The 11,917-nt window shown below is 64.7% G+C and carries 12 protein-coding genes and 2 tRNA genes; 2 read left to right on the plus strand and 12 right to left on the minus strand.

The genetic code is table 11. From position 1 onward, the window contains the following. Window positions 1-9 precede the first annotated feature (9 nt). Window positions 10-1,008, plus strand: coding sequence for an anion permease (locus ACWPM1_RS07910; protein WP_455694294.1), 999 nt, complete (start codon window positions 10-12; stop codon window positions 1,006-1,008). Here ACWPM1_RS07910 and phoB read toward each other — a convergent pair. From phoB to recJ, 10 genes are all read right to left on the minus strand, one after another. After that, a complete protein-coding gene (gene phoB / locus ACWPM1_RS07915; RefSeq protein WP_455694295.1) occupies window positions 1,005-1,691 on the minus strand; it encodes a phosphate regulon transcriptional regulator PhoB in 687 nt (228 codons plus the stop codon). The two genes, ACWPM1_RS07910 and phoB, sit on opposite strands and share 4 nt — an antisense overlap. A gap of 48 nt (window positions 1,692-1,739) precedes the next feature. After that, on the minus strand, window positions 1,740-2,408 hold the full coding sequence (gene phoU / locus ACWPM1_RS07920) for a phosphate signaling complex protein PhoU (protein WP_455694296.1): 669 nt from the start codon (window positions 2,406-2,408) through the stop codon (window positions 1,740-1,742). 10 nt (window positions 2,409-2,418) lie between these two features. After that, complete coding sequence (pstB, locus tag ACWPM1_RS07925) at window positions 2,419-3,165, minus strand: phosphate ABC transporter ATP-binding protein PstB (RefSeq protein WP_455695140.1); 747 nt, start codon at window positions 3,163-3,165, stop codon at window positions 2,419-2,421. Window positions 3,166-3,203: 38 nt separating this feature from the next. Beyond that, complete coding sequence (pstA, locus tag ACWPM1_RS07930; protein ID WP_455694297.1) at window positions 3,204-4,454, minus strand: phosphate ABC transporter permease PstA; 1,251 nt, start codon at window positions 4,452-4,454, stop codon at window positions 3,204-3,206. Next, the gene (gene pstC, locus ACWPM1_RS07935) at window positions 4,447-5,832 is read right to left on the minus strand and encodes a phosphate ABC transporter permease subunit PstC (RefSeq protein WP_455694298.1); all 1,386 of its coding nucleotides are present in this window, start codon (window positions 5,830-5,832) and stop codon (window positions 4,447-4,449) included. Before pstC ends, pstA begins: the two co-directional genes overlap by 8 nt. 58 nt (window positions 5,833-5,890) lie before the next feature. Then, window positions 5,891-7,087 carry a sensor histidine kinase gene (locus ACWPM1_RS07940; protein WP_455694299.1) on the minus strand — a complete coding sequence of 399 codons (1,197 nt, stop codon included), beginning with the start codon at window positions 7,085-7,087 and terminating at the stop codon, window positions 5,891-5,893. 75 nt (window positions 7,088-7,162) lie between these two features. After that, window positions 7,163-7,237, minus strand: a tRNA-Glu gene (locus ACWPM1_RS07945). A gap of 25 nt (window positions 7,238-7,262) precedes the next feature. Continuing rightward, window positions 7,263-7,337: transfer RNA gene (locus tag ACWPM1_RS07950), tRNA-Glu, on the minus strand. Between the two features lie 64 nt (window positions 7,338-7,401). After that, window positions 7,402-7,785: a VOC family protein gene (locus ACWPM1_RS07955; protein WP_455694300.1), complete on the minus strand. Its 384-nt coding sequence runs from the start codon at window positions 7,783-7,785 to the stop codon at window positions 7,402-7,404. A gap of 11 nt (window positions 7,786-7,796) precedes the next feature. Then, a complete protein-coding gene (gene recJ / locus ACWPM1_RS07960) occupies window positions 7,797-9,575 on the minus strand; it encodes a single-stranded-DNA-specific exonuclease RecJ (RefSeq protein ID WP_455694301.1) in 1,779 nt (592 codons plus the stop codon). 135 nt (window positions 9,576-9,710) lie between these two features. Between recJ and ACWPM1_RS07965 the strand changes: the two genes are divergently transcribed. Further along, window positions 9,711-10,139, plus strand: coding sequence for a flavodoxin family protein (locus ACWPM1_RS07965; RefSeq protein ID WP_455695141.1), 429 nt, complete (start codon window positions 9,711-9,713; stop codon window positions 10,137-10,139). Between the two features lie 2 nt (window positions 10,140-10,141). Here the strand turns inward: ACWPM1_RS07965 and ACWPM1_RS07970 are convergent, their stop codons facing one another. Together ACWPM1_RS07970 and ACWPM1_RS07975 are read right to left on the minus strand one after the other, a co-directional pair. Continuing rightward, window positions 10,142-11,110, minus strand: coding sequence for an NAD(P)H-dependent flavin oxidoreductase (locus ACWPM1_RS07970; protein WP_455694302.1), 969 nt, complete (start codon window positions 11,108-11,110; stop codon window positions 10,142-10,144). 19 nt (window positions 11,111-11,129) lie between these two features. Continuing rightward, window positions 11,130-11,915 (minus strand): hypothetical protein, encoded by a 786-nt coding sequence (locus ACWPM1_RS07975; RefSeq protein ID WP_455694303.1) that lies wholly within the window; start codon window positions 11,913-11,915, stop codon window positions 11,130-11,132. Between the last annotated feature and the right edge of the window lie 2 nt (window positions 11,916-11,917).

Consider the following 11,917-nt stretch of genomic DNA (forward strand, 5'->3'; position numbering starts at 1 on the left):
CCGATCGGCATGCACGAACTCGCCTTTCCGCTGCTGGTTGCGCTGATCGCGATCGCGCTGGCGTTCGATTTTCTCAACGGTCTGCACGATGCGGCCAATTCGATCGCCACTGTGGTGTCGACACAGTTGCTCTCACCCCTTCAAGCGGTCGTCTTCGCCGCAGTCGGCAACTTTGCGGCCTACTGGATCGTCGGTCTTCATGTTGCCGAGACGGTCGGCAAGGGCATCATCGACAAGGACATCGTCAGCCCCGCCGTGGTGTTCGGGGCACTGATCGGTGCAATGTTCTGGAATGTCGCGACCTGGATAAAGGGCATCCCTTCGTCCTCCAGCCACGCGCTGATCGGCGGTTTGCTAGGGGCCGGGATTGCCGCCGCCGGCTTCGACGCCGTCGAGAGTGCGGGCACGACCAAGACAATCCTGGCGATCTTTCTTTCGCCGATGCTCGGCTTCCTCATCGCGATGGTCCTGATGCTGGCGACGAGCGTGATATTTCGACGCTCGACCCCGCGAAAGGCGAACACGACCTTCAAGCTGCTCCATCTATGTTCGTCGGCCGCTTATTCGGTCAGTCACGGGGGGAACGACGCCCAGAAGACGATGGGGATCATCGCCGTGCTGCTCTACTCGACTGGTTATCTTGGCGGCGAGTTCCGCGTGCCAGAGTGGGTGGTTCTCAGTTGCTATCTAGCGATTTCGCTCGGCACTCTCTCTGGTGGCTGGCGGATCATCCGCACAATGGGCACCGGGCTGACCAAGCTGAATCACCATTCCGGCTTTTGCGCGTCCACCGCCGGGTCCATCGTCGTCTTCAGTGCGAGCGCGCTGGGTATTCCTGTTTCGACCACCCATGCGATCACCGGCAGCGTGGTGGGAACGGGCGCCGCTCGCCGCACCAGTGCCGTTCGCTGGACCGTTGCGACCAAGGTAGTGACGGCATGGTTCATCACCATTCCGGCGAGTGCCGCCGTGGGAGCGACTTTCTATCTGCTGACGAGGCTGTTCTAGCCTTCGAGCGAATAGCCGGCGCTGCGGACGGTTCGAACGGGATCCTTGCCACCGTCGACTGTTATCGCTTGCCGCAAGCGGCGGATATGGACGTCGACCGTGCGCAGCTCGATCTCGCTCTCGGTCCCCCAGACGCCATCGAGCAGCTGGCTGCGACTGAACACGCGGCCGGGGCTTTCCATCAGGAATTTGAGCAGGCGGTATTCAGTGGGTCCGAGGTGGAGCGCCGCGCCCCGGCGGGTGACCCGGTGGGCGACCGGATCGAGGGACAGATCGCCGACCGCAATGCTCTCACCGGCGAGGGCAGGGCGAATTCTGCGCAAGACGGCGGCCACCCTGGCGAGCAGCTCGCGTGGAGAGAACGGCTTGGTCAAATAGTCGTCGGCACCGGTTTCGAGGCCGCGGATCTTATCGTCCTCGGTTTCGCGAGCGGTCAGCATGATGATCGGGACGTGCGCCGTTGCCTTGTCGCGTCGCAGCCGGCGGCAGACCTCGATGCCGCTGGTTCCCTCGATCATCCAATCGAGAATGACGAGGTCTGGGACGTCCTCGGCTGCCATCAGAAGCGCTTCGTCGCCGTCCGGCGTCGCGCGAACCGCGTAGCCTTCGTTGGCGAAGCGGTACTCGAGCAGCTCCGCAAGCGCTGGATCGTCTTCGACCAGAAGAAGCTTGGCGGCGGACATCGCGTTACATGCACACCAGAAATGTTACATCTTCGCGACGACGATGCGTCAATTGTCCGCGTCTGCGAGATAGTGCCCGGTGGCGGCGTAGTATACCATTTCGGCCACGTTTGTTGCGTGATCGCCGATACGCTCAATATTGCGCGCCACGAAAAGTAGCTGGGCCGCGGAGCTGATGGTCGAAGGATTCTCGACCATGTGGCTGACCAGATTGCGGAAAATGGATTCGTAAAAGTTATCGACTTTCTCATCCATAGCGATGACCTCGCGAGCTAGCACGGAGTCCCGCGCGGCGTAGGCGGTCAACGCGTCGTGGACCATTTCGGCTGCAATCTCGCCCATGGCCGGAACCAGCGTCAGCGGGCCGAACTTCTTGCGATCCTCGATCTGGCGGCTCGCCTTGGCGATGGCCTTCGAATAATCGCCGATCCGTTCGACAACGCCGGCGATCTTCAGGGCGGCGATGATTTCGCGCAGATCGTCCGCCATCGGTGCGCGCAGTGCGATGATGCGCACGGCCAATTTGTCGACTTCCGCCTCGATCGCGTCGATCTTCTTGTCGTCGGCGATGATCCGCTCGGCGAGCACCTCGTCGCCTCTGACGAGCGCGTCCATCGCTTTCTGCAAAGCAACCTCGGCCATGCCACCCATTTCCGCGATCAGTCCGCGCAGCCGGGTGATGTCCTCGTCGAACGCCTTGACGGTGTGGTGCTCCATGCCCGTTCCCCTAGCCGTACCGGCCCGTGATGTAGTCTTTTGTGCGCTCTTCGAGCGGATTGGTGAAGATGTCCGATGTGCGGCCGTATTCTACCATCTTCCCGAGGTGAAAGAACGCCGTCCGCTGACTGACGCGCGCAGCCTGCTGCATCGAGTGCGTGACGATCACAATTGCGTAGCGGCCTTTGAGATCGCTTATGAGCTCCTCGATCCGCGCCGTGGCGATCGGGTCCAGGGCCGAGCAGGGCTCGTCCATCAGGATCACTTCAGGGTCCACGGCGATCGCGCGAGCTATGCAAAGCCGTTGTTGCTGCCCGCCGGAAAGCGCGGTGCCGCTATCGGCGAGACGATCCTTCACCTCGTTCCATAGGCCGGCGCGCTGCAGCGAACGCTCGACGATGGCCTCGAGCTCCGCCTTCCCTTCGGCTAGACCATGAATGCGGGGCCCGTAAGCTACGTTTTCGAATATCGACTTCGGAAAGGGATTGGGCTTCTGGAACACCATGCCAACGCGCGCGCGCAGCTGAACCACGTCCATGCCAGACTGATAGATATCCTCGCCGTCGAGCTCGATGCTCCCCTCGACGCGAGCGCCGGGGATTGTGTCGTTCATGCGATTCAGCGCGCGCAGGAAGGTCGACTTGCCGCAACCCGACGGGCCAATGAAGGCGGTGACGTACTCGGCAGGAACGTCGATGGACACTTCATCGATCGCTTTCTTGTTGCCGTAGAACACGGAAACGTCGCGTGCGCGCATCTTCGGTTCGGTCGAGGCGAGATTGGGATGGATTAAGGTCACCAGGTTTTCTCGAATTTGTTGCGAAGGTAGATCGCGAGCCCGTTCATCACGAGCAAGAAGAGCAGCAATACGATAATCGCGGCGCTGGTCCGTTCGACGAAGCCGCGATCGATCTCGTCCGACCACAGGAATATCTGGACCGGGAGGACCGTGGCCGGCGACGTGAAACCGTCGGGCGGGGTGGCGACGAATGCGCGCATGCCGATCATGAGTAGCGGTGCGGTCTCTCCCAGCGCGCGAGCCATGCCGATGATGGTGCCTGTGAGGATACCGGGCAGGGCCAGCGGGAGGACGTGGTGGAATACGACCTGAACCGGTGAAGCGCCGATCGCCAGAGCGCCATCGCGGATGCTGGGCGGGACCGCCTTGATGGCGTTCCGTCCGGAGATGACGATGACCGGCATGGTCATCAGCGCCAGGGTCATGCCACCGATCAACGGAGCTGATCTCAGATCGGGAAAGACCCACAAGAAGACAGCCAGACCAAGCAAGCCGAAGATGATAGAAGGAACGGCGGCCAGGTTATTGATCGAGACTTCGATCAGGTCGGTCCAGTTGTTCTTTGGGGCGTATTCCTCGAGGTAGAGCGCGGCTAGTACACCGATGGGAAACGCGAGGAGCAGCGTTACCAACATGGTCAGCATCGATCCCTTCAGTGCGCCCCAAATGCCCACGGCTTGGGGATCGGTCGCGTCCGACCGGGCAAGGAAGCCGGGATCGAACACCTCGCGAAGCTTGCCCTCGCTTGAAAGACGTTCAGCCAACGCGCGATCTGCTGCATTGCCTTCACCGGCGAGGGCAGCCGATAGACTGGGGCCGGCTGGCAAGGCGAAGAGCTCCTTGCGCTGGAGCATCGAGGGATCGTCGAGCACGGCATTGCCCACCTCGCGCCAAGCTTCGCCGGAGATTTCGTCCGCGGCTGCATCCCCCAATGCCTGAGAGGCGAAGAACCGCACGGTTTCCGGCAGGCCCTGACTCTCCAATCGGCGCATCGCCTCGCTTCGGTCGCTAACCGAGGTGTCTACTGATAACCCCGCCTGGGGGAAATCGATGGGGACGGATAACTCCGCACGCTGGAAGCCCCCGATGCCGTTGCCAATCATCGTCGTCAGCAAGAATAACAGGACGGCGACCGAAACGAGGATCGCTCCGAGGCCGAGCGCCTTGAACCGCTTCTCCGCGGCGTAACGCTGGCGCAAGCGTCGCTCGAATGCCGGCGTGCGTGTGGGGGCTTGGGACTCAGTCATAGGCCTCGCGGAACCTGCGGACGACACGCAGCGCCACAAAATTGAGCGCCAACGTGACGAGGAACAGGACGAACCCGAGCGCGAAAGCGCTCAAGGTGGCGGGATGATCGAAACTGCCTTCACCCGTGAGCATCGCTACGATCTGCACCGTCACCGTCGTCATCGCCTCCAGTGGGTTCGCGCTGAGGTTGGCGGCGGTCGAAGCGGCCATGACCACGATCATGGTCTCGCCGATCGCGCGGCTGACAGCGAGCATGATCCCGGCGACGATGCCGGGTAGGGCGGCCGGTATCAGCACCCGGCGGATTGTTTCGGACTTCGTCGCGCCCATCGCCAAGCTGCCATCGCGCATGGCTTGCGGCACGGCGGCGATGCTGTCGTCGGCCATCGACGAAACGAAGGGAATGATCATCACGCCCATTACCAGGCCGGCGGCCAATGCGCTTTCGGAGCTGGCGCTCGATATCCCGGCACTCTGCGCAAGATCGCGAATGGCAGGTGCGACCGTGAGGGCGGCAAAGTAACCGTAGACGACCGTGGGCACGCCGGCGAGAATTTCGAGCGCGGGCTTGAGCCATTTGCGCCATTTCGCCCCGGCGTATTGGGTCAGATAGATCGCGCTCATCAGGCCCAACGGTATGGCCACGATCATTGCGATGATCGCACCGATGAAGATGGTCCCCCAGAACAGCGGGATAGCGCCGTAGCGTGTCCCGTCGGCTGAGGTAGGGCTTACCATCGGGTCGGGCGCCCAGTGCGTTCCGAACAGGAAATCGAGCGGCGAGACCATCCCGAAGTAGCGCACGGTCTCGAACACCAGGCTTACGAGGATGCCGAGAGTCGTGAGGATCGCCACCAGCGAGGCGACAAGCAGGATCGCGAGCACGATGCGTTCGACCCGCGTGCGCGCGGTGAACTGCGGTTTGAGGCGCAGGAACGCCCACCCGCCGCCAGCAATCGCGAGACCGATCGTGGCGAGAATGCCTATCAGCCGAAAGCGACCGATGGCGTCGCGGAAAGGCTGAACGAGTGCGTCAGCGTCAGGATGCGCGGTGGTCGCTGCTGCGCCCGTCGCGACCGCGTAAGCCTGCCCGAGGATCGCGCTTCGCTGGAAGTCGAATGGAGGGAGGGCCGCGGCGGCCGGGTCGGCCAAGACGGCCTGTTGCACCAGTATCGGTGAAACGGCGCTCCATAGTGCTACGAACGCCAGCAGGGGCACGGCCACCCATAGTGCGACGTACCAACCATGATAACTTGGCAAGGCGGCCAACCGGACCCCCGCGCCGGCGCGCCTGAAGCTCCACGCGCGAGCGCGGCCAGCCAACCAACCGGCCAGCGCGAGGCCCACCGTCAGGAGGAGGAGCAACGAGTGCGACATCAAGAATTGGGGATTAGCGGCACGATCGACCGGTCCATGCTACGGTTCGGTGACACTTTCATGACATCGAGCCCGCGTCTTGGCGGATCAAGGGAAGCCGCACCGTCACCGCGGTCCCCTCGCCGTGCTTGCTGGCGATGTCCAGCTTGCCGCGATGCCGCTCGACAATATGCTTGACGATAGCCAGTCCCAATCCGGTCCCGCCCGATGCGAGGCTGCGGCCGGGGTCCGTGCGGTAGAACCGGCGAGTGAGATGGGGCAGGTGCTCGGCGGGGATGCCTTCCCCTTGATCCGCCACGGTCAATCGCGCGTTGAATCCATGTCCCTTGGCAAGCGATACAGCCACTTGGCCGCCGTCAGCGCCATACTTGAGCGCGTTGTCGACGAGATTGCGCACCAATTGCTCGAGTTGCTGTTCGTCACCGCGGACCACGAGGCCTTCAGTCAAATCGAACTGCAGACGGGCCACGCGGTCGACTCCAGCGGCGTCACGCGCGGATCGATCCACCAGCGGAGCGAGATCGACGCGCGCCGCCGGCTGCTCGTGCTTTTCCGCTTCAATCCGTGACAGCGACATCAGGTCGTCCACTAGCCCCTTCAGCCGCCTCGATTCGCGAAGGATGGTCTGGAGGAACCGCGCGCGGGTGGCCGGATCGCCGCCGTCCTGCTCTTCCACAAGTGTTTCAGCATAGCCGATGATCGACGCCAGCGGGGTACGCAGCTCGTGACTGGCATTGGCGACAAAATCCGTATGCGAGCGACTGATGTCCGCCTCCGCCGTGCGGTTGATCATTTCGATTACGGCGAGGCCGTCGCCCAGCGGCTGGCGGCTCACACGCCAGTTGTCATGCCGCCGGGCAAGACCCTTGATGGTTGCCACCTCTGCGTGTTCGCTATCGGTTAGCGCCACGGCGTCTGGATGGCGCAGGGCGACGCGTACATCCTGCCCCACTATATGCCCGCCGAGAACCTCTCGCGCGGCTTGATTGGCGATCGAAATCCGCCCGGCTTCAGTAAGCAGCAGGGGGATTCCGGAGTGCTCGATGAGGTCGGCCATCGAATCGCGGGTGAGCCTCCCGGTCGATGGAGCGACCGCGACAGGTGGCGGCTCAGCGATGGCCAGATAAAGTGAGCCCAGCCACAGGAGGAGAACGGAGAGCGCGAGCCACACTTGCGCTCCCAAGAGAAGCATGCCGACTCCGCCGAGCACCGCGAGGGCGATACCGGGCCAGGGAAGGGAACGGCGCGGCTCCATCGCACCGGGCCATTAGCGGCCCGCTCGGGGGAGCGCCAGCCTTCGCCGCGCGCTGTCACAATATGTCTGAAAGTTTGGTGACCCCTACGGGAATCGAACCCGTGTTTCAGCCGTGAGAGGGCCGCGTCCTAACCGCTAGACGAAGGGGCCATCCGGTAGATGGCTTTGCTTCCGATGGTGACCCCTACGGGAATCGAACCCGTGTTTCAGCCGTGAAAGGGCCGCGTCCTAACCGCTAGACGAAGGGGCCACGCCCGGAAGCGTGGCGGGCGCCTTAGGGGCGGGCCGATGCGCGGTCAACCCTGCGGAAACGGCTATCCGGTCGAGGAATGGCAGACCGCCTGCAGCTTGTTGCCGTCGGGGTCGCGAACGTAGGCGCCATAGTAGTTGGGGTGGTAATGCGGTCGCAGGCCGGGCGCTCCTTCGTCGGTGCCGCCGTTGGCCAGCGCGGCCGCGTGAAACGCGTCGACAGTCGCCCGATCGTTCGCGAGATAGGCGATGTGGACGCCGTTGCCGGCACGAGCTGCGTGGCCGTCGTACGTGGGCCCTACGAACGTTTTGGGGCCGGTCGGTAGCCCGAACGCCATTCCCCCTTCGCGTTCGAACAAGACGGGGTGGCCCAGCACTTCCATAAGTGCGATCCAGAAAGGCCGTGCGCGCTGCCAGTCGTTGGTACCCAACGTGACGTGGCTGAACATCGGCGTTCTCCTCAGTCGGCCCAGGCCGCATCCTCGAGATGGAGTTCGGCCTGTGGGCGGTCGCCCCAGTCGTCTATCTTCGGCCGCCCGGCGAGCCACAGCGTGCGGCCGCGGGCACCCTGCAGCAGGGCCTGCCCGAGAGGTGTCTCGGCGGCACGGAACGCAATCATCTTAAAGCTTCGTCCATCGAGCCCGCTGGCGACGCCGCGAACGTGACCGGTGCCCACTTCTTCCGCCTTGATAAGGCGAACGGGGCCTATGGCCACGCGCGGCCCCGGCCACCCCATTCCGAAAGGCCCCGCGGCATCGAGCGCCTCGACCAGATCGGGCGTGAGCCCCCCCGGGGCGAGCGCGAGGTCGAGCGACAGCGACTCTCCCTCTCGCGAGCGCGCCACGATCGTGCCAAGTCGCGCGTCGAGCCAATCTGCAAGCGCACCGAGTTTGTCGGACGACACCGTCAGCCCGGCGGCCATCGCATGGCCTCCGCCAGCGACGAGCAGACCTTCGTCGCGAGCGGAAATGATGGCTGCCCCGAGATCGACCCCGGCAATCGAGCGGCCCGAACCCTTGCCGGTGTCTCCGTCGAGCGCGATCACCAGGGCGGGCTTGCCGGTCTTCTCCTTGATCCGGCCGGCGACGATGCCGATCACCCCCGGATGCCAACCTTTGCCCGCGAGAACGTGTACCGCGCGGTTGTGCTGTCCCTCGAGCATCGCTTCCGCGGCCGCCTGCACCTCGGCTTCAATGGCACGGCGCTCGTCGTTTAGCGCCGATAGCTGGGCGGCGATTGCGGCAGCTTCGTCAGGGCATTCGGTGATCAGCAAACGGACGCCGAGGCTGGCCTCGCCCACCCTCCCGCCCGCGTTGATACGCGGTCCGAGAGCGAATCCCAGATCGCTGCAGGCAGGGGCCCGCTTCAGCCGGCTGGCATCGATCAGCGCGGCCATGCCGTTGTTCGCGCGCCGCGCCATGACCTTGAGGCCTTGAGCAACGAAGGCCCGGTTGAGACCGCGAATCTGCGCGACATCGGCTACGGTTCCCAATGCCACCAGATCGAGCAGGCTCATGAGGTCGGGCTCTCGCTGCTCGGAGAAGTATCCGTGCGTGCGCAGCGTGCGAACCACCGCGACAGCTAGCAGGAACGCCACTCCCACTGCCGCCAGGTGGCCATGCTCGGCCCCTTCGGCGCTTTCGTCGAGGCGGTTAGGGTTGACCAGCGCAGCGGCGACCGGGTTCTCGGCAGCACATTTGTGGTGATCGACCACGATCACGTCCACGCCCGCAGCATGCGCCTGCGCCAAGGCCTCGTGCGCCATCGCGCCGCAATCGACCGTGACGATCAGGCTCGACCCCTCCTCGGCCAGCCGGACCAGTGCTGCCCCACTGGGCCCGTAGCCTTCGAGCAGGCGGTCGGGGATGTAATAGCGGGCGTCATGGCCCAGCATCCGCAGGAGCCGTACGAGCAAGGCGGCGCTGGTCGCGCCATCTACGTCGTAGTCCCCGAAGATGGTGACAGCTTCAGCGGCCATCACAGCCTGGGCAAGGCGCTCCGCTGCGGCATCCATGTCCTGGAAGATCGACGGATCGGGCAGGAACGCCCGCAACGTTGGCGAGCGATGTCTATCCAGGTCATCACGCGGCACCCCGCGGGACAGCAGGAGCTGTGTGACCACATCGTCAAGCGCGCCAGCGGCATGGCCCAAGTCCATGTTGCCGCCGCGCCAGCGCCATGCCTTGCCCGACAGCGAGCAATCGACGCCAAAGACGGAGGAGAGCGACGCCGATGCCATGGCGGCTACCTAGCCCAAGCGATGCATTGGGCATACCCGGCCAGGGTTGACTATCGACAACGGGGCGCGATGGTTCTGCCGGTGAACGCGCCGTTGCTCATCGCCTGGCACAGCCGCACCGGAGCCGCCGAGGCGATGGCTCGCGCGGCGCACGCAGGTGCGGAGGGAAGGGCGAGCCTGCTGACGGCCGGGGAGGTGGAGCCGGCGGACCTGCTGGCCGCAGGAGGCTACCTGTTCGTCTGTCCGGAAAACCTCGCGAGCATGAGCGGGCTCATGAAGGAGATGTTCGACCGGTGCTATTACCCTGTCCTCGGCCAGGTCGAGGGACGGCCGTATGCGACCCTTATCGCCGCCGGGTCGGATGGACAGGGCGCCCAGCGACAGATCGACCGGATCGCAACCGGCTGGCGGCTGCGGCGCGTTGCCGATCCGATCATCGTAAATCTTCAAGCGCAGTCGCCCCAAGCCATCCTCGCCTCGAAGACCGTGCCACCCGAAGCGCTTGCCGCTTGCCGGGATCTCGGCACAGCGCTGGCCGAGGGTCTTTCGGCCGGGGTGTTCTAGGGTCACAGCACCTTGGTGGCCAATTCCTCCTTCGCCGCCCGATACTCGGCCGCCAGACGATCTACCCGCTCCGCGACACTCTCGACCGCGGCGACCATGCCGACCCCCTGGCCGGAGCCCCAGATGTCTTTCCACGCCTTGGCTTCGGTATTGCCGCCGGAGCCGAAGTTCATCGCGCTGGGATCGCTTTGCGGCAGGTTCTCGGGATCCATCCCGGCCGCCTCGATCGAGCTGCGCAAGTAGTTCCCGTGCACGCCGGTGAACAAGTTCGAATAGACGATGCCGTCGGCCCGCGCTTCCACGATCGCATCCTTGTAGCGCTGGTCGGCGTTGGCCTCGTGCGTGGCGATCCACGGGCTGCCAATATAGGCAAAGTCGGCGCCCATTGCCTGCGCCGCCAGCACCGAGCGGCCGTGCGCGATCGCACCCGATAGCGCGACAGGTCCTTCGAACCAGGTGCGGATCTCCTGCATCATTGCGAAAGGCGAGAGGGTGCCGGCGTGCCCGCCGGCGCCCGCGGCCACCGGGATCAGCCCTGTCGCGCCTTTCTCGATCGCTTTCCTCGCGAAGCGGTCGTTGATCACGTCATGGAGCGTGATCCCGCCCCAGCCCGAGACGGCCGCGAAGACATCCTCCCGCGCCCCGAGGGAGGTGATCACCATCGGCACCGCCCACTTGGCGCAGACCGCCATGTCCTCGTCGAGGCGATTGTTGGACTTGTGAACGATCTGGTTGACCGCATAAGGCGCGGCGGGGCGGTCCGGATTATCTCGGTTGTGCTGCGCCAGTTCCTCCGTAATCCGGTGAAGCCACTCGTCGAGCACCCCAGATGGACGGGCGTTCAACGCCGGGAAGGCGCCGACGATGCCCGCCTTGCACTGGGCGATGACCAACTCAGGGCCCGAGATGATAAACAGCGGGGAGCCGATGACGGGCAGGCGCAGGCGATCGAACGGGGCGGGCAAGGCCATGCAGATTATCTCCGGAAGATCAGCCGCCGAGGGAGTCGAGCGTCAGCTCGTCGTAGGCGGCATTATAGTCGAGCGGGATGCCGGCGCCCTGGAGCCGGTCGAGCGAGACGAACTCGGCTGCCGAACTGGAACTGCGGAGCTCGGCGAAGCGGACGGTGTCCATCTGGGCTTCGAACAAATCGAGCACCTGCCCGATATGCACCGAGACGACCCCGTCGACGACCTGGAACTGCACCTCGCCGAGAAGCTGGTCGCCCGCGCGCACCGCCATGCGCTGGCCAGGCTGCGCGGCGTCGACCTGGGCGATGTAGGCGGCGCGCACGCTGTCGGAAATTTGCGGCACGTACGCTACCTCGGACAGCCCGAGCATCGGGGAATCGACCTCGAAAAGTCCGACTGCGGCCTGCGGGGATGCTTCCACATTGACCGCAGCGATCGCCTGCTCGGGCTCGGCATTCCCGCTTGGTTCGATGACCGCCAGCTCCGATTTCGATTCGAGGCCGGCACCCGCGAGTGGTGGAAAGTCCAGCATCGGAGCGAGCTCGGGCACCGGAGCAGTTGCAATCATACCAGGCGGAGCGGCCGTCCGGTCGGGCGGGGCGACCTTGGCTACGTTGTGCGGGGCGGCAGGCGCCGGCGCGGCAACAGGAGGCGCTGCTGGCTGCACCTGCGCAGCGAGGAATACTGACGACCGGTCGACTTCGCTTTCGCAGCCGGTGGCGGCGAAACCGGCGATCACGAGGGTCGACGCGGTCTGCATCGTCCGGCGCCAAGGCGCCGCGCGCTTGCTATGTCGTCGAGCCATGT

The sequence above is a fragment of the Tsuneonella sp. HG249 genome, from assembly GCF_053819205.1.